At 27.5% G+C, this 19,764-nt stretch carries 17 protein-coding genes; 9 read left to right on the top strand and 8 right to left on the bottom strand.

The features are described 5' to 3' along the window. Positions 1-25: 25 nt before the first annotated feature. From GKG00_RS03050 to GKG00_RS03015, 8 genes are all read left to right on the top strand, one after another. Entirely contained in the window at positions 26-976 is a 951-nt protein-coding gene (locus GKG00_RS03050) for a metallophosphoesterase (protein WP_154254209.1), read from the top strand. Continuing rightward, the gene (locus GKG00_RS03045) at positions 976-2,559 is read left to right on the top strand and encodes an AAA family ATPase (RefSeq protein ID WP_154254208.1); all 1,584 of its coding nucleotides are present in this window, start codon (positions 976-978) and stop codon (positions 2,557-2,559) included. The genes GKG00_RS03050 and GKG00_RS03045 overlap by 1 nt, the downstream gene beginning before the upstream one ends. Next, positions 2,559-2,798, top strand: coding sequence for a hypothetical protein (locus GKG00_RS03040; RefSeq protein WP_094224690.1), 240 nt, complete (start codon positions 2,559-2,561; stop codon positions 2,796-2,798). Before GKG00_RS03045 ends, GKG00_RS03040 begins: the two co-directional genes overlap by 1 nt. Further along, positions 2,785-3,447 (top strand): chromosome partitioning protein ParA, encoded by a 663-nt coding sequence (locus GKG00_RS03035; RefSeq protein ID WP_094224689.1) that lies wholly within the window; start codon positions 2,785-2,787, stop codon positions 3,445-3,447. Before GKG00_RS03040 ends, GKG00_RS03035 begins: the two co-directional genes overlap by 14 nt. Positions 3,448-3,565: 118 nt before the next feature. Further along, positions 3,566-5,107, top strand: a complete 1,542-nt coding sequence (gene rny, locus GKG00_RS03030) for a ribonuclease Y (protein WP_154254206.1) — start codon at positions 3,566-3,568, stop codon at positions 5,105-5,107. Between the two features lie 68 nt (positions 5,108-5,175). Next, on the top strand, positions 5,176-5,997 hold the full coding sequence (locus GKG00_RS03025) for a PHP domain-containing protein (protein ID WP_154254204.1): 822 nt from the start codon (positions 5,176-5,178) through the stop codon (positions 5,995-5,997). Positions 5,998-6,031: 34 nt separating this feature from the next. Continuing rightward, positions 6,032-7,150 carry a pyridoxal phosphate-dependent aminotransferase gene (locus GKG00_RS03020; RefSeq protein WP_241673644.1) on the top strand — a complete coding sequence of 373 codons (1,119 nt, stop codon included), beginning with the start codon at positions 6,032-6,034 and terminating at the stop codon, positions 7,148-7,150. A gap of 109 nt (positions 7,151-7,259) precedes the next feature. Then, positions 7,260-8,240 carry a tyrosine recombinase XerC gene (locus tag GKG00_RS03015; protein WP_154254202.1) on the top strand — a complete coding sequence of 327 codons (981 nt, stop codon included), beginning with the start codon at positions 7,260-7,262 and terminating at the stop codon, positions 8,238-8,240. A 75-nt stretch (positions 8,241-8,315) separates the two neighbouring features. Here the strand turns inward: GKG00_RS03015 and GKG00_RS03010 are convergent, their stop codons facing one another. Further along, positions 8,316-8,627, bottom strand: coding sequence for a LysM peptidoglycan-binding domain-containing protein (locus tag GKG00_RS03010; protein ID WP_154254201.1), 312 nt, complete (start codon positions 8,625-8,627; stop codon positions 8,316-8,318). A 174-nt stretch (positions 8,628-8,801) separates the two neighbouring features. On the opposite strand from GKG00_RS03010, the gene lexA reads away from it, so the two are divergent. Further along, positions 8,802-9,428: a transcriptional repressor LexA gene (lexA, locus tag GKG00_RS03005; RefSeq protein WP_002836400.1), complete on the top strand. Its 627-nt coding sequence runs from the start codon at positions 8,802-8,804 to the stop codon at positions 9,426-9,428. Positions 9,429-9,478: 50 nt separating this feature from the next. On the opposite strand, the gene GKG00_RS03000 is transcribed toward lexA, so the two are convergent. Genes GKG00_RS03000 through GKG00_RS02970 form a run of 7 tightly spaced genes read right to left on the bottom strand, consistent with a single transcriptional unit; the run spans position 9,479 to position 19,689 of the window. Then, positions 9,479-10,753 (bottom strand): methionine gamma-lyase family protein, encoded by a 1,275-nt coding sequence (locus tag GKG00_RS03000; RefSeq protein ID WP_154254200.1) that lies wholly within the window; start codon positions 10,751-10,753, stop codon positions 9,479-9,481. After that, positions 10,740-11,684 carry a tRNA (adenosine(37)-N6)-dimethylallyltransferase MiaA gene (gene miaA, locus GKG00_RS02995; RefSeq protein ID WP_154254199.1) on the bottom strand — a complete coding sequence of 315 codons (945 nt, stop codon included), beginning with the start codon at positions 11,682-11,684 and terminating at the stop codon, positions 10,740-10,742. Before miaA ends, GKG00_RS03000 begins: the two co-directional genes overlap by 14 nt. Continuing rightward, the gene (gene mutL / locus GKG00_RS02990; RefSeq protein ID WP_154254198.1) at positions 11,681-13,564 is read right to left on the bottom strand and encodes a DNA mismatch repair endonuclease MutL; all 1,884 of its coding nucleotides are present in this window, start codon (positions 13,562-13,564) and stop codon (positions 11,681-11,683) included. The genes miaA and mutL overlap by 4 nt, the downstream gene beginning before the upstream one ends. Next, entirely contained in the window at positions 13,557-16,136 is a 2,580-nt protein-coding gene (mutS, locus tag GKG00_RS02985) for a DNA mismatch repair protein MutS (RefSeq protein WP_154254197.1), read from the bottom strand. The genes mutL and mutS overlap by 8 nt, the downstream gene beginning before the upstream one ends. A gap of 1 nt (position 16,137) precedes the next feature. Beyond that, positions 16,138-17,523: a tRNA (N6-isopentenyl adenosine(37)-C2)-methylthiotransferase MiaB gene (miaB, locus tag GKG00_RS02980; protein WP_154254195.1), complete on the bottom strand. Its 1,386-nt coding sequence runs from the start codon at positions 17,521-17,523 to the stop codon at positions 16,138-16,140. Positions 17,524-17,579: 56 nt separating this feature from the next. Beyond that, on the bottom strand, positions 17,580-18,254 hold the full coding sequence (locus tag GKG00_RS02975) for a protein phosphatase 2C domain-containing protein (protein WP_154254193.1): 675 nt from the start codon (positions 18,252-18,254) through the stop codon (positions 17,580-17,582). Between the two features lies 1 nt (position 18,255). Continuing rightward, positions 18,256-19,689 (bottom strand): PASTA domain-containing protein, encoded by a 1,434-nt coding sequence (locus tag GKG00_RS02970; RefSeq protein WP_316445239.1) that lies wholly within the window; start codon positions 19,687-19,689, stop codon positions 18,256-18,258. Positions 19,690-19,764: the final 75 nt, after the last annotated feature.

Below are 19,764 nucleotides of genomic sequence, written 5' to 3'. Positions count from 1 at the left end.
GTATTACTTGCCCACTATTTCTATTATGAAGATATTATTTTTTACAGATACACATATAAAATCTAGAAATCCTAGATCTAGAATTGACGATTACGAAGATTCTATTTATAAAAAAATTGAAGAAATAAGAGAAATATCAATAAATGAAAATGTTGACATGATACTTCACGGTGGAGATTTGTTTGATAAAGCAGATGTTGGAATAAAAACAGCATCTAAATTTGGTAAATTGTTTCAAACTTTTCCGAAGAAAATTCACATAATAAGTGGGAATCATGATATATATGGTTATAATCCAAAATCTATAGATAGAGCTATGATGGGACTATACAATTCATTAGATGTATTAGAACTAGTTGAAGAAGATAAGCCTATTATAATGGAAAGGGATGGTTTGAGGGTTCAAATATCTGGCCAACCATATACTCATGATATTGATTCATCTGATAAATCTTACTATTATCCTAAAAGATTAGATAATGTAGACTATCATATACTAATGATACACAGCTTTTTATTGTATAAGAAATTTATTGAACAAATTGAGTATACTTTAATCGATCAAATTATGGATACTGATTGTGATATTGTTTTAAGTGGTCACTATCATACTGGATTTAAAACTGTAAAGGTAAATGAAAAGTTTTTTGCAAATCCAGGAAGTATTGCTAGAATGACTAATACTGAATCAGAAAGAAAAAGAATACCTAAGGTCTTGATAATTGAACTTACAAAAGATGATATCAAAATTGAAGAAATTTTTCTAAAAAGTGCAAAAAATAGTAGTGAAATTTTTTCTAATGATAAATTAAACCCGTATTCTATTAAAAACAAAAGTCTCTTGGATATAAAAGAAAGACTTTCAAAGTTATCAAGCAATCCGATTATAGACATCAATAACAACTTAAAATCCATAGGAAGAGAAATGAAAATAGATGAAGAAATTATTGATGAAGCCATAAGGAGAATAGAATAATGTATATTACCGATATATATTTAACTAATTTTCAGTCATACGAACAAGGTCATTTTGAGCTTTCAGAAAAAGTGAACTTAATTACAGGTGCTTCTGATAGTGGAAAAACTGCCTTAATTAGAGCTCTATCATGGGTCTTATTCAATGATTACACAACTGATTTATTAATCAGAAATGGATACAATAATGTTGAAGTCAAAATTGTATTTAACAATGGTAATTTTATTTTAAGAGGTAGAAAAGGTAATACTAATTATTACTACATTAAAAATAATCCTGATAATGAAGAGATAAAGAAATATGAAAATTTCGGTAGAGAAATACCATCAGAAATTCAAGATGATTTTCTTTTTAAAAAAGTTAATCTCTTGAACGAGAAATACAATATTTTAATCGCTTCACAATTAGAAAATTCATTTTTGCTGTCAGAAACAGATTCTACAAAAGCAAATGCTATCGGGAAACTAGTAAATATTGATATACTAGACAATGCATCCAGAAATGTCTCAAGAGAAATAAAAAGCACAAAAGGAGAATTAAATTTTAAAAAAAGTTTTATCAACGAAAAAGAAGAATCTCTAAATAAATATGATTATTTAAATGAAGAAAAAATAAAAATTGACAACCTAAGAGTTCTATACAATAATTTAGCCAAAAATTCTGAAAAATTAAATATATTGAAAACATTATCCATTAAACTTTCTGAATTAAATGTCAGGATTAAAAATGGTTATAAATACTTAGATAACTACAAAGGACTAGATATTTGTTCAGAAACTTTGCAGAATACAGAAGATAATATGTCTTCCTTTACAAAACTTAATCAACTATATGAGTATTCTCAGGAAATAATAAAAGGTATCGAATCTAGTAATGTAAAATTGAATAATTTAAGATATACGGATTTGATATCAGAAATTATTGATAACATCGATAAAAATCTTACTTTATTGAAGTTTTTGAAACCATTATATGATAGATTAACTTACGTAAAAAGTAGTTATACCAACTATAAAACTATATTAGAGAAATTTAAACAAGTGCCTAAATCCTATAATATCTTATTAAATACTCAAAATGATATCCAAATTTTAAATCAGTTATCTAATTTAAATAAAAATTACTATAGAATTAACCAATCAATAAGCAATAATAGTCAGGTATTAACAAGTATTAATACATCTAAAGTATCTGATTTAATAAATAGAATTGATAAAAACAAAGAAAAATATATACAACTATATAAACTTAACATTTCATATCTAAAAATTAATAAAATCATTTTAGACCAATATGATAAATTAGATAAATTGAATTCTATCAATAATTTACAAATTATATTATTAAATATTAACAAAGCTTTCGAATTGTTAACCAAACTAAAAATAATAAAAAACACCTTAGATGAAAAACAAGAGATTTATCAACAGAATACTAAAGTATTAGCTGAATGTAATTTTTTAATAGATGACTTGATAAATAAATACAAAGAAAATCTTTACAAAGAAAAAATATGTCCATTTTGTCTAAGTGAAATAGATGAAAATCATGTTACTCAAATAGTAAAGGAGTTAAGGAAATAATGAATACTAATGAACGTTTTAACAACATAAAAGAAAGACTTGATAAAGCTAAAGAAGAAAAAAATAGAGCCGAAATTGCGTTAGAGAATTTAGAGAAGCAAAAAGAAGATATACTTAACCAGTTGAAAGAATTAAATATAGATCCTGAAAATCTTGAATCAGAAATTACTAGACTACAAAATCAAATCGAACAAGATTTACAAAAAGCTGAGGAGCTTCTTCCTGATGCAAAAAATTGATTTAACTCAAATTCGATCCAAAATCACTTCTATGGAAATTAAGTATCAAAGTGAATTAGCGGTAAAAAAATCAATAGAAGAAGAAATATTAGCTACAAAAAAAAGTATTGATACTCTTGAAAAGCAAATAGAAAAACTTGAAATCATAAAAATGCTTTATGATAAGACTTCAGAATATTCAAGAGAACAAGCCAAAATTCAAATAGAAAACCTTGTAAGTAGATGTTTAAGTTATATCTTTGAAAAAGAAATGAATTTTAAAATCGAAATAAAAATTAAAAATAACAATCCTTCTGCCAAGTTTTTTATAGAAGAAAGCTTAGATATTGATGGTGAGATTAAAACTTTTACCTACGATATTGTCGATGCTAGAGGTGGTGGAGTAGTAGATATAGTTTCTTTGGCACTAAGAATTTCTTTTATCATGCTATATGAAAATAATCTTGCCAATATTATTGTACTTGATGAACCTTGTAAGCATGTTAGTGAAGACTATATACACAATGTAGCAAATTTTATCAATGAGATCAGTGAGGAATACAATAAACAAATTATAATGATTTCCCATAACGCTCACTTATCAGCTATTGGAGATATTAACTATAGAATTACAAATAGAAATAATACATCTGAAATAGATGTTATATAATTTTCTATTATATATCTAAATATTGACAATCAACGGTATTTGTACTACACTAAAAGAGTAAATTTATCCAAAAGATTTATTTAATGAATATTGAAAATTGAATAAAGGGGGTGTATTTATGAGCACCGCGACATCTTTAATAATTGCTATAATTGCTGCAATTTTAGGTATTGTAATAGGTTTCTTTTTGAGAAAAAGCATGGCCGAGAAAAAAATCAGAAGTGCTGAAGATTATGCTGTTAAAATAATTGAAGATGCAAACAAAGATGCTGAAACTAAGAAGAAAGAACTATTAGTAGAAGCAAAAGATGAAATTTTTAAGATGAAAAGTGATTTGGATCGAGAAAACAAATCTCGATTGAAAGAAATCAGTCGTCAAGAAGATAGACTTAATTCTAAAGAAGAAAATTTAGAACGAAAAAATGCATCATTAGAAAAGAAGCACAAAAAGCTAGATTCAGAATTAAAGAAAGCTGACGATATGCAACAAAAAATTCAATCCATAATAGATGAAAAGGAATTAGAATTGGAAAAAGTTGCAGGATTAACAAGCGATGAAGCCAAGGACATTATTCTTGATAGAGTTAAATCTGAAACAATACGTGAGCAAGCTGCTATTATTAAAGAAATCGAATCCAAAACTAAGGAAGAATCTGAAAAATTTGCAAGAGAAATCATTAGTACATCAATTCAAAGATATGCCGCAGATCAAGTAGCGGAATCTACTGTGTCTGTTGTTAATTTACCAAATGACGATATGAAAGGTAGAATCATTGGTCGTGAAGGTAGAAACATAAGAGCATTTGAAACTTTAACAGGTGTAGATTTAATAATTGATGATACTCCAGAAGCTGTTGTATTATCAGCTTTTGATCCTGTAAGACGTGAAATTGCAAGAATCGCTTTGGAAAAACTTATAGTTGATGGAAGAATTCATCCTACTAGAATTGAAGAAATGGTTGAAAAAGCCAAGAAAGAAGTAGATAATACTATAAGAGAAAAAGGCGAAGAAGCTTGTGATGAAACTAATGTACATGGTTTACATCCAGAATTGATTAAAATTCTTGGTAAACTACATTACAGAACAAGTTATGGACAAAATGTTCTTAAACATTCTATTGAGGTATCTAATATTGCTGGAATGCTTGCAAGTGAATTAGGAGTAAATGTGAAATTAGCTAAAAGAGGTGGATTACTTCACGATTTAGGAAAAGCAATTGACCACGAAATCGAAGGACCACACGTTGAACTAGGCGTTAACGCTGCTAAAAGATTCAAAGAGCCTAAAGATGTTATCAATTGTATTGAGGCTCATCATGGAGATGTTGAACCGACATGTATCGAATCTATATTAGTTCAATCTGCTGATGCAATATCAGCAGCAAGACCTGGAGCTAGACGTGAATCTATGGAAAACTATATCCAAAGATTAGAAAATCTAGAACAAATAGCTAATTCATTTGATGGTATTGAAAGTTCTTATGCTATACAAGCCGGTAGAGAAATCAGAATTATGGTTAAACCAGAAGTTATTGATGAAAGCGCTATGGTTATATTAGCAAAAGATGTAGCTCATAAAATTGAAAGTGAATTAGAATATCCTGGACAAATTAAAGTAAATGTCATAAGAGAAAATAGGGTATCTGATTACGCAAAATAAGAATTAATTTAGAAGGTCAACATTTGTTGACCTTCTTCTAATATGAAAAACTTTAAAAGGATTTAAAAATGATTGATATGCACGTACATTCTACAGAAAGTGATGGAAGATTAAGTATTGAAGAAATTCAAAAAACTGCAAATAAAAATCATATAGATGAAATTGCAATTACTGATCATGATATTTTAATGTCTGCTGATCCAGAACTTTATAATACTAACATCATTAAAGCTGTAGAATTTGGTATAACTTACAAAAACAAAGAAGTACATATTCTTGGGTACTATGTAGATAGTTCCAATGAAAACTTACGAAAAATTTCTGAATTAGCCATAAATGATAGAGCAAATAGAATTGATATTTTTGAGAAAAATTTTGCTAAATTTGGAATCGAAATTGACAAAGAAAAAGTCCTAAATTATAGTAAGGATAAAGTTTTTTCTAGAAGTAATTTAGCTCAATATTTAGTAGATATTAATATATGCAAAAATAAAAACGAAGCGTTTAACGAATATTTATCTCCAAAAGGTAAATGTTATGTCGCAAAAAACTTCACATCACTAAAAAACATTATTGATTCTATAAAATCAGCTAATGGAGTATGTGTTTTAGCACATCCTATAACATTGAATGATGATAATATTGTAGATGAAATAATAGAAATGGGTATTGATGGAATTGAAGTAATTAATTCAAAGCATTCATTTACTGATATCAAAAAATATTTAAATATAGCGATAAAAAACAAACTAATATATACAGCAGGAAGCGACTGTCATGGAAAGCAGTTTGATGGTAACTATTTAATGGGAAATTTTGCATTAAATTATACAACACTTAAATCTATAAAAAAACTACACGAATTAAGGAGCAATTATGTTATCAAATAAAATTAACAGTATAAATCCATCTTTAACACTTGAGTTGAGTGCTAAAATTAATAAATTAAAAAAAGAAGGAATAAAAGTCTATAACTTTACAGTTGGAGAACCAGACTTCAAGACTCCAAGATATATAATTGATAAAACTTTAGAGTACTTGGATAACGGAATTGTTAGATATACTGATACTAGCGGAATACCTGATTTACGAGAAGAAATAAGTTTAAAACTTAACAAATGTAATCATATAAAATGCGATAAAGATTCTATAGTTGTATCCACTGGTGCTAAACAAGCAATAGTTAATAGCTTATTTGCATTAACAAATCCTAATGATGAAGTTCTTATACCATCTCCATATTGGTTAAGTTATCCTGAAATGTGTAAATTAACAGATTGTAAGCCTGTCATTTTACCATATAACGAAAACTTCAAAGTCGATGTCGATATATTAAACCAATATAAAAACTCAAACACTAAATGTCTTATATTAAATAATCCTTCTAATCCTACAGGAGTTATCTATTCAGAAGAAGAATTACTTAGTATTGGTAATTGGGCAGTCGAAAATAATGTATATATTATATCTGATGAAATTTACGAAAGATTATCATATGATAAAGATTTTATAAGTATAGCCTCCTTATCTGATGAAATTAATCAGATAACAATAACAATAAATGGTTTTTCAAAGGCTTATGCAATGACTGGATTCAGGTTGGGTTATTCTTGTAGCTCTAAGGAGGTCTCTAAGCTCATAAAAAGACTTCAAGGACATATTACATCCAATGCTAATACATTGAGCCAAATAGCCGGTTTAACAGCGTTAAAAGACGAATCTGATGAAGTAGAGCAAATGATTGGTGAATTTAAGTCCAGAAGAGACTATATAGTATCCAAACTAGATGAATTTGACATAGAATATATTTATCCAGCAGGAGCCTTCTATATATTCATTAAAATAGATCAATTTTATAATAGTACAATTAATAATTCTTTAGAATTATGTAATGAATTGCTTTCTAAATATAACGTTGCATTCGTACCAGGTATTGTTTTTGGAGATGACAAATATATTAGAATGAGCTATGCAACAAGTATTGAAGACATTAAACAAGGATTAGAAAACTTAAAAAATTTTATAGTAGATCAAAAAATATAGCAATTAAAATTTGCTATATTTTTTTGACAATAGAGGAGGTTTTTGATAAAATTACAATGTCACAAAATAATAATTTTGTGACATTAAGGTTATTGATTTTGGAGGTACTATGAATAGCTATCCTATGATACTTATGGACTTTTTAGACTACTTAGAAACTATTAAAGGACGTTCGTCAAACACAGTTAAAGAATATGCTTACGATATCAATTTAATGATTAAATACATTCTAGCGCGTAAGCAAAATATAAAATTAAAATCATTTGATGATATTGTTAAGATTGATTCTTCTGATGTAGATTTGAATTTTTTCAAAAATATCGATGTTATTGATTTGCACTCTTTCATGGGATTTTTAGACCATAACAGATCCAATGGTTCATCTACACGTAGCCGTAAAACTTCTAGTATAAGAACTTTTTATAAGTATCTTATCAATATAAGAAAATTAGATATAATAAACCCTGCAGAACTTTTAGATTCGCCGAAAAAAAATATTAGACAACCAGTATATCTCACGCTTGATGAATCATTAAATTTACTTAAAGTTATATTACGTGAAAAAGATGAAGAAATAAAAGCTCGTGATTATTGTATTACAGTATTATTCTTAAACTGTGGAATGAGACTATCTGAGCTTAGCAGCATAAATATTGATCATATAAAAACAAATACATTGAGAGTTATCGGTAAAGGAAACAAAGAAAGAACTGTTTATCTAAATGATATGTGTTTAGATGCTTTAGACAATTATCTTAAAATAAGACCAGAAATAGATAATGACGCTCTTTTTATTAGTAAAAAAAGAAATCGAATGAGTAATCGTGCTATACAGTACAGAATTGAACATTATTTAAAAGCTGGTGGATTTGACACAAGTATATACAGTGTTCATAAATTACGTCACACAGCAGCGACATTAATGTATCAATATGGTAATGTCGATATAAAAGTACTGCAAGAGATTTTAGGACATGAATCAGTGTCAACCACACAAATATACACCCATGTAGATAATAACAGTTTAAGAAGTGCAGTAAATAAGAACCCACTTAATACCTTAAACAACGATTTAAAAAACAATAACTAAGAAAAACAAAAAGATCAAGACATGTGCTTGATCTTCATTACTGTTATTAGATAGTATTAGGAGTATAACAGTATCTTATTTATTTATTAAAGGTATGTTCAAATGTTCGCCTACTTTAATTGAGCTACCTTCTATAAATCGATTATATTGTTTTATTATTGATATGAATTGTCTTGTACTCATATTATCTGGTTTGAATTTTGTAGAAATTTTCCATAATGAATCTGATGGTTCTACGATATAATACTCAGTGTTATATTCTTGATTTTCATAATTACCGTAACTAAGATTAGATGTTAATACTAGAGTTATCAAACACAATGCTACAAAACAAATCGATATAAATCTAAAAAATTTGAACTTATTTGTAATTTTATATTTTTTCATATTTCCTCCCGTTCAGAAACTATTTTCTGTACATATGTTCTATGGTTTTATTCTACAACATATGTTCTTATATGTCAACAAAAATTTTTATGTTCTATAAAAAAAGAAAACAAATGTTTCATTTCTTGAAGAAATATGATATAATCAAGAAAAGAATAGAAAAGGAGTATATTAATGTACGATGATTTAACCTCTAAGCAAATAGAAATATTAAAATTTATAAAAAGATATATAGATTACAAAGGATATCCCCCTGCTATTCGTGAAATTGGTGATAGTTTGAATATCAACTCTACATCAACTGTTCATAATAATATTTTGAAATTAGAAATGAAGGGTTATTTAAGAAGAGATCCTTTAAAAAATAGAGCCTTAGAAATTATAGATAGCGTTTATGAAGAACAAGAAAACGAAATAAAAAAAGAGACTATAGATGTTCCTATTGTTGGAAAAGTTCAAGCTGGAATGCCAATTTTGGCCATAGAAAATGTCGAAGATACATTTCCTCTTCCTATAGAATATACATCACAAGGTGTAGTTTTTATTTTGAAAGTCCAAGGAGAATCTATGATTGAAGACGGAATATTAAACGGCGATAAAATAATTGTTCGCAAACAAAATACTGCAAACAATGGTGATATTGTCGTTGCGTTAATGGACGAATCAGCAACAGTTAAAAGATTTTACAGACATTCAGATCATATTGAATTAAGACCTTCAAATTCAACTATGTATCCTATTATTGTAAAAGATGTAGAAATTTTAGGAAAAGTTATTGGTTTATACAGAACAATTTATTAAATAAAACTATGCCCTCTAATTAACACAATAATTAGAGGGCTTTTGTCATTTTAAATTAAATTTTTATTTTTTAAATTCTTAACAACTTTCATACAAGCAAGTAATGCTTGATTATAACTCAGTGATCCTTGAAAATAAGCGACATAAGGTTCTCTTAATGGACCATCAGCTGAAATCTCTATGCTAGAACCATCTATAAAGCTTCCTGATGCCATTATAACTTTATCATCATATCCTGGCATATCCCAAGGATAAGGAACTACGTGTGAATCTACGACAGATGACTCTTGAATTGATCTACAAAATTCTACAACTCTTTCTTCGTTTTTTAGAATAATCGCACAAATTATATCACTTCTTTTATCTTCCACATCAGGTATTGTTTTAAATCCCAATTTTTTAAATACATGAGAAAATAATAATGCTGATTTCATAGCTTCTATTGTAATCTTGGGAGCCATAAATAACCCTTGCAGTGTGTTTCTAGTAGTGCCAAAAGTTATTCCTACTTCCTTCCCTATTCCTGGTGCTGTTAATGTATTCGCTACCCTATCGATGATGGATTTTTTACCAGCAATATATCCACCAGAAAGCGCTATTCCACCACCTGGATTTTTTATCAAAGATCCAGCAATAACATCACATCCAACCTCAATAGGTTCTTTGTATTCAGTGAACTCTCCGTAACAGTTGTCAACCATGATGATAATTTCAGGAAACTTATCTTTGATAAATTTAGCTGCTTTTTCAATTTGTTCAATATTTATAGCATTTCTCAAGCTATATCCTGTTGACCTTTGAATAGCAATCATTTTTACTGAAGAGTCTATTTTAGATTCTACAGATTCTAAATCTATATTATTATCGACCAAATCAACATAGTCAAAGTCAATACCATACTCTTTTAAATTACATGGTGAATTACCTTCAATGCCTATCACTTCTTGTAATGTATCGTAAGGCAAACCCGTAATATATAATAACTTATCTCCAGGTAATAATACGCCCTTCATCAATAAGCTTAAAGCGTGGGTTCCAGAAGCAATTGAAGGTCTAACAAGACAGTCTTCTGCCTTAAAAATATCCCTAAAAATCGCTTCACATTTATCTCTTCCAACGTCTCCATATCCGTATCCAGTTGTTGATGCAAAATCTGTAGCTTGTAACTTATTATCTTGGAAAGCTTTCAAAACCTTAAGTTGATTAACAAACTCCAAATTCTCCAATTCTTTAAATTTATCTGATAGTTGATTATTACTTTTTATTACTGTATCGTAGCTATAATTATCTACATCATACCATTCTTTTATTTTATCTTTTATCATATAACCATTCTTTCACATTTTCCAAACAAATTTGTTCAATATCTTCAAATTTTTTAAAATCTTTCAAATTCATCCAATGAATTCTTTCATCTTGTCTGAACCAAGTTAATTGTCTCTTGGCATATTTTCTGCTATTTTTTTTCATTAAACTAACCATATCTTTAAAAGAGATCTCATTATTCAAATACATAAAAGCTTCTCTGTAACCTATAGCTTGTATTGATTGGGAATTTTCATCTGTCATTTCATAAATGTACTTACATTCGGCCATAAAGCCTTCATCGATCATCTCATCCACTCTTTGATTAATCCTTTCATAAAGGATATGTCTGTCATCATTTAACCCAATTATATAAAAATCATAATCATCATTATAGTGATCAAATTTATCGTTTATTTCACTAAACTTATGTCCAGTAAGCTTATACACTTCAATTGCTCTAATAACACGTCTCACATTATTCATATGAATTTTACTTGCCGACTCAGGGTCTATATCTTCTAAGATTTCGTGAAGTTTTTGATTACCTTGTGATTCTGCAATATTTTCCAATTCATATCTTAATTTTTCATCAGACTTAACAGTGTTAAACTCTAATTTATGTGTTATAGAATTGATATATAATCCTGTTCCTCCAACAATAATTGGAATTTTGTTTTTAGCTGAAATGTCTTCAATTTTTTCTATGCAAAGACTTTGAAATTCCTCTACATTAAAATTCTCATCTGGTTTAACTATATCTATCAAATGATGTTTTATTTCTTTCTGATATTTTGGTTCGACTTTTGCAGTACCAATATCCATATACTTATAGATTTGCATAGAATCTGCAGAAATAATCTGACTGTTTAATCTTTTTGCTAAAAAAATACTTAACCTAGTCTTCCCTACTCCAGTAGGTCCGACGATTACAATACATTTTTTTTTCATTTTATCCTCATAAACATTTTTTCTAAATCTTTTTCATTCATTTCAATAAAAGTTGGCCTTCCATGAGGACAAGTTAATGGATATTCACATTTAAATAAATCTTCTAAAAGTTTAATTATTTCAAAGTTACTTAATGTATCGCCTGATTTTACGCTCATTTTACAAGATCTCTTTATTACTTTAGACTCTATTACATCAAAAGGATCATTTGAATTCTTAGCAATAGTATCCAAAATATCAGTAAATAAAAACTCAGCATTTGAATTTCCAAATAAATAAGGAACAGCACGAATAACAACGGAATCATCTGAAAAAACATCACTTTCATATCCCAATTCTTCAAATATATTCTTGTTATTTGCATATATTTCCATTAATTCATCAGTTAAAGATATATTAATTGGAAAAGCTAAATTTTGAGATATTACTTCTTTATCTTGCATTTGTTTTGTTAATTTTTCATAATTAATTCTTTCATGACATGCGTGTTGGTCAAATAAATAAATTTTACTGTCGAAATTATCCTTAGCCAAAATATAAGTTTTGAATAAAACTGTTAATATATCGAATTTTTCATATTTTTTTAAAGAAGGTTCAACTTTAATTTGTTCGTTAAAGTTAGTAATTAAAGTATTTTGAGTTTCTATTTTATTGTCTACAACAAAATCTTCGGTAGTTTCTGGATTTCTGATAATATCTTCTGACTCATCTTTGTATTTTATATTTCTTAAATTACCTAATTTTGAATTATCATTAAAAAGATTATAAGAATAAGTAGGTTCTGACACCTTATCATACTTATAGTTTATTAAGTTTGAATCAGATTCAAAGTAATTTTTTCTTAAATCTTTGTACTTGTCATCATCAGGAATTGACTGGCTAATATTTGCAATTCGTGAATTATTTTCTAATAAAAATCTAACTTTTTTATTAAGTTCTTCTAATACTTCATCTAAAATAGAAATTTTAACTTTTTGTTTATTTGGATGAACATTAACATCTACAAGCTTTGGATTTATTTCAAAAAACAACCAAAATAATGGAAATCTTCCATTAGGTATTACAGATTTATAATTAGATTCTACAGTATTTCTTATGTCTTCACATTTAACAAATCTTCCATTTAGAAATATATATTGCATTTGTCTATTAGCTCTATACAAATTATTATTTGAAATATAGCCATGGATTTTGTAATCTCGTGAATTTATATCTATATCAATTAAATTATTCGACATCGAAGTACCAAATAAGTTAATAATATTCTCCCTAATTGAGGAATTCTTTTTAGTCTCAAACAGAGTTTTGTTATCCTTAATGTATTTAATTGAAACTTCTGTATTGCAAATAGCAAATTTGTACATTGTAGTTGTTATTAGATTTGCTTCTGTCTGGTCTGACTTCATAAATTTTTTTCTTACAGGCACATTGTAAAATAGATCCTTGATTATTATCTTAGTTCCTACATTCATTGCAACATCAGATTCACTTATAACCTTTGAATTTCTAAACTCAACTTTCTTCCCTATTTTTTCTGATTTTGTTCTCGTACTAACAGAAAGTTTACTCACAGCAAGAATACTAGCTAACGCTTCTCCTCTAAAACCTAATGTACTTATATTATACAAATCATCAAATTTTTCAAGCTTACTAGTTGAGTGTCTTTTAAACGCTAATTCTATTTCATTTTTTTCAATTCCAGAACCATTATCGCTAACAGATATAAAATCTTTCCCACCATTTTTAATTTCTACAACAATGGTATCACTTCCAGCATCTATAGAGTTTTCAACCAACTCTTTTATAACTGAAACAGGTCTTTCAATAACTTCACCTGCTGCGATTTTTTGTATTGTATCTTCTGACAATAACTTAATCATCTTTATCACCTAATTTCGAAGCCTTAATAACAAGCTCATTTAACAGTTGTAGAGACTGAAGAGGAGTAATCTCATTTATATTAATATTTTTAATTTCATCCTTGAAATTTTCCAATTCATTAATATTTTTTTCATCGTCATCATCGTTATTAACTGTAAAATCTGCAATTGGTAAATCAATTTTAGTATCTTCCTTGTCAATTTCTTTTAAAATTGATTTAGCACGTTTTATAAGAGTCTTTGGCATTCCAGCTAATTCAGCTACTTCAATACCATAGCTTTTATCAGTCGAACCTCTAGTAATTTTTCTTAAAAATATAATAGAGTCATTAGTTTCTTTTATATCGACTTTCATATTGATGAGATTATCCAACTTTTTTTCTAATTCTGTAAGTTCATGATAATGAGTTGCAAACAAAGTTTTTGCTTTTATATTCTTTGAAATATACTCAACGATAGCCCAAGCAAGACTTAGTCCATCAAATGTTGATGTGCCACGGCCAATTTCATCTAAAACTAATAAACTATTTGATGTTGCATATTTAATAATGTTGCTCATTTCTTTCATTTCCACCATGAAAGTAGATTCACCTTTAAATAAGTTATCACTTGAACCAATTCTTGTAAAAATCTTGTCCACAATTGAAATATTAGCCTTAGTAGCAGGTACGAATGAACCAATTTGATTCAATATACAAATCAAGGCAACTTGTCTTAGGTACGTAGATTTACCACTCATATTAGGTCCAGTAATTAACTGTATATCATTTTTGCCTGATCCTATTAAAATATCATTTGTTATGAACTCAGATTGGCCCACACTCAACTCCACTATAGGATGTCTGGATTCTAATACATCAATTAATCCATAAGTATTGATATCAGGCTTAATATAATTATTCAAGTAAGCACATTTAGCAAGTGAATTTGATACATCAATGATTGCAATCAAATCAGCTGATTTTTTTATTCTAGATAAACTTTTTAGAATTATTTTTCTAATGTCCTCAAATATTTTATACTCAAGTTCAAATATCTCATCCTCAGAATCTAATATTTTTGATTCTATATCTTCTAATTGTTTAGTTTTAAATCTCGAAGAATTTGTTAATGTTTGTCTTTTTTCGTAATCATCTCCAACTTTATTTAAGTTAGATTTGGTTACATCAATGAAGTAACCAAGTTTTTTATTGAAAACAATTTTTAAGTTTTTAATTCCTAACCTATCTTTTTCAGACATTTCATATTCTACTAATTCATTTTTTCCGTTAACTCTGTTGTATCTCAATTGATCTAATTCATTAGAAAAATTAGATTTTATTAAATTTCCTTCTGTCAAAGTTACTGGAGGATCATCAACTATTGATTTGTCTATCAAATCGTATATGTCTCCTAAATCATCTAATTTTTCTCCTATTAATTGTATGTTTTTCTTGTTGCAATTTAAGAGAGTTTTTAAATACGGAATCTTTTCAATAGAAACTTTTAAAGCGATTAAATCCTTGGCATTGGCACTTTTATATGATAATTTAGCTATCAGTCTATCCAAATCGTATATACCATCAAGACTATATTCTAAATTAACTAATAACTCATAATCTTCAAAAATTTCTTCAACCCTACTTTGTCTAGTTAGAATTTCTTCTTTATCCATCAATGGTCTTTCTAGATAACTATGCAATAGTCTAGATCCCATAGATGTTTTTGTATGATTCAATACTCCGAACAAACTACCATTTTTAGAATTTGTATATAAGTTTTTTTGAATTTCTAGATTAATAACGCTATTAGAATCAATCTCCATAAATTCATTAATATAATATTTACTGGAGCTATTGATATGAACTAAATCCTCTTGATATCTGAACACATATTTTAATAAATTCGCAACACAAATATTAGTTGTTTCACTGTTGCTATTATCGTATTCTATCTTACTATTAATGAAATCTAAAGAATTAGTGCTATTATTAACAGTTGTTAATACAATAGAAAACTTAGTTGCTATCGTTTCTAATGATTTGGCTGAAAACTCATGATCATTAAATATAACTTCCTTCGGAGTAATTTTTGAAATCTCATTTTCAATTATTTTATAAATATCATCAGATGTAGTATTAGTATATGAAACATCACCCGTTGAGATGTCTATATACGAAATAGCTACTTCATTTGATTTTTTTGAAATACTCATCAAATAATTAAAATTTCCAGTATCAGAATTTTCATTTTCTATAACTGTGGCAGGGGTATAGATTTTAATAATTCCTCTTTTCACTAAACCTTTTACTAATTTTGGATCTTCTAGTTGCTCACATATAGCAACTTTATATCCTTTTGATACCAATTTATTAATATAAACATCACTAACATGGTAAGGAATACCACACATTGGACATTTTTGATTTTCTCCACAGTCTCTTTGTGTCAAAACAATTTCAAGTTCTTTGGAAGCTAGTAAAGCATCTTCAAAGAACATTTCATAAAAATCTCCTAATCTAAAAAATAATATACAATCTTTGTTTTGTTCTTTTATTTCTTTGTATTGTTTGATCATAGGAGTATAACTCATATTATTCCACCATTTCCCCTGTTAATGCAAAAGAATTAAAATCTACAATTTTCGTATTTACTAATTTCCCTATATAAGATTTATCGCATTTAACATTTACTAATTTAAATGTCCTAGTTCTTCCTGTCATTACTTCAGGATTATTCTTACTTTCTCCTTCAATTAATACTTCTTGTATGGTTCCAAGATAAGATTTGTTTTTCTCGTAAAAAATCGGATAAGCAACATCCAAAAGTCTTTCTAATCTATCTTGTTTTACATCTTCATCAACTTGATCTTCGAATAAATCAGCTTTTGTTCCCGGTCTTCTGTTGTATTTAAATGTAAAAGCTTGTTCGTATCCAACTTTTCTAACCACATCTAAAGTGTCTTGAAAATCCTCTTCTGTTTCTCCTGGAAATCCTACTATAATATCAGTTGAAAAAGTAATTCCTTTTACGCTTTTCTTTAATTTTTCTACCTTCTCTAAATAAGATTCCTTAGTATATCTCCTATGCATTCTTTCTAGAACCGAATTTGATCCTGCTTGAAATGGTAGATGAATGTTTTCGCAAACTTTATCTAATTTACCCATAGCATCGATTAGTTCATCAGAAATATCTTTAGGATGACTTGTCAAAAATCTTAATCTTTCAAGTCCTTCAACGTCATTAACCTTAGTTAACAATTCCGTAAACGTAACCGGTTTTTCAAGAGTTTTTCCGTAAGAATTTACATTTTGCCCAAGTAAAGTTATATCTTTATAGCCTTGATCTACCATTCTTTTCACTTCAGATAAAATACTTTCAACAGATCTACTTTGTTCTCTTCCTCTTGCATAAGGAACTATACAATAAGTGCAAAAATTATTGCATCCTGTCATTATATTTACATATCCAACATATTCATTGTCCCTTTTGATAGCAATATCTTCGTCAATATCATCTTTTCTTTCAATATCTACAACTAATTTTCCACTGCTTAGGTGTCTATCTATAAGATATGGTAATGAATTAATGTTATTCACTCCAAATACTATATCTACTTGTGGATATTTTTCTCTAATTATATCTCTCGCTGGACCAGTTTGCATCATACATCCACAAATTGCAATAAGCATATCGGGATTGTCTCTTTTTAAGTTTTTCAATGCTCCCAATTGCCCATAGACTTTCATTTCTGCATTTTCTCTTACCAAACAGGTATTAAAAATAATAAAGTCTGCATCTAATTTTTCATCAGATTGTTCAAATCCCATGTTTTCTAGTAATGTTTTGATTTTTTCGGAATCATGTTCGTTCATTTGACAACCATGTGTAATTATCGAATAAGTCGGAGCATGTCCGTGTCTATTTATAAATAAATTAACATAAGAATTTGAAGCTAATTTATTATTGTTTTCTTCCATTTAAATCTCCTTTATAAAATATAAGCCATCGATATTCGATAGCTTATAAATAATTTTTATATTTTAATTAATGTAATTGTTATATTATCATCGGATTTATTAATTACATTTTCTAATAATGTATTGCATTTTTCGTTTACGGTTAAGTTTGATTTCAAAATATATTCAATACTACTATTATCAATGAATTTGTAAAAACCATCGGTAGCCATGAGTATCTGATCATCAGAGTTTAATTCCTTAATAATATAATCAGGTTTATCCATACTCAAAAAGCCAAGTCCTCTTGTTATAGCATTTTTAAGATTTTCATTATTTTTTACAACATGGTCTTTTGATATTTGATAAAAACCATATTCATTTTGCAAATAAGCTCTGCTATCTCCAACATTGAATAAATACATTGTATTTTCTTTAATAATAGTAGCTAAGAATGTTGTTCCTATATTATTTAGGCAATTATTTGATTTTGAGAAATCCAAAATTTTATAACCTGCATGATGAATTGATCCATAAATCAAATCTTTCATGCTAAGTTTTTCATCGTAATGATTTTTAAAACAAATCAAAAACTCTTCAACAGCAATTTCAGAAGCTTTTTCCCCGTATTTGCATCCTCCCATACCATCTGCTATTAAAAAAATTTGGGAATCTTTGAAAGTTTCATTTTTATAGTAGTCTTCATTTTTTTCTCTGATATCACCCTTATATGAAATCGAAAAATACTCCATATTATTCCCCACTGTTATTATCGTTTTTCCTAGTATTTTCATTATCAGATTCTTGATTATTATCTGAATTAGAATCATTATTATCTACACTAGAATTATCAGTTTCATCTTCATTAGGTCTTTCATTTTCTTCAGGTGGAGTATATTCATCTTCAACCGTTTCTGTTTTTCTTGCTTTACCAGAACTTACAGTTATAGTAATGAAATCTCCATTTTTAATATTTCTACCAGCTTCAATGCTTTGGTCAATTACTACACCTTCATCATATACTGAACTTTTTTTGTATCTAACTTTCTTAACATTTAAACCAAGATTAGATAGCTCTTTTTTAGCTTTTTTCAAATTTAAACCTATTAAATTAATCATAGTATCTTCTTTTTCTAATCCAAGTTCTACCTTAATTTTTTTCTTAAATAAAAGCTTATCGCCAACTTTTGGGCTCTGGCCAATAACTACATATTTATTAAAATCTGACTTATCCACGCTTACTGATTTGTCCACAACTAATTCAATGTCATTCGCTGTAGCTTGATCAACAGCAAGTCTTAGGTTTTTTCCAACATAGTCAGGTGCTTTTGGCCTCAAATTATAGTAAAAAATTATTGCTGCAGCAGCAATAAAAGCTAATAATACAGATGTAAAATACACTAAGAAAGATTTAAGATAATTATGAGATTTCTTTTTGTTCTTAATTTCTTCTTCAAATAAATTTTCATCTATTTTATAGGACATATTTTTCTCATGCTCATTTTTTAAATCTAATTTAATTGTATTATCTATAGATTCATTATTTGAACCTGTCATTTTATAATTATCGATTTTATTTAAATCTTTCATAATACCTTGTGTATCATCATATGAGTTATTTCTTAAATTTTGATAAAAACTATTTAAATTACTATTTTCAATATCTATATTAGAATTTTCTAAAATTTCTAATAATAGGTTAATATTATGATTTAACTGAGCTTCACTATTACCAAAGTTTTCTCCATCAAAGTTTTTGAAAATATCAATCTTAAAATTATTATTTTCATCTACTAACATATTATAAATTCGTAAATTCCCAAAAAATATCCCATTATTTTCTGAATAAATTAATGAAAGTAAAATTTTTCTCAAAATATCAAATAAAAAAGATTCTGAAACATTCTTTCTTTTAAACAAATTATCCAATGATATTCCATCAAAAAACTCATAAGTTAAAAAACACTTATTATTAGAACTAATCATTAAGTCATACATTTCAAGAATATTAGGATGATGTAAGTTTGATAAAGATTTTAAATTATTTGCTAATGTATCAAAATATCTCTTGTCGTTATATTCCTTGAAACTAAGGTATCTATTTAATTTTTTATCATATGCTTTAAATGTCGTAGAAAATTTGTCTTCATTTATTTTTCTTTGAATTTCGTATCTACTATTTTCCACATTTACCTCCAGTATTCTCTTAATATTTTATCATAATTCAATAGCTAAAACAAAAAAAGCTCTCAAAAAATGAGA

Source organism: Finegoldia sp. BIOML-A1, from assembly GCF_009678325.1.
GTDB lineage: Bacteria > Bacillota > Clostridia > Tissierellales > Peptoniphilaceae > Finegoldia > Finegoldia magna.
This window is presented reverse-complemented; position numbering and strand designations above follow the sequence as displayed.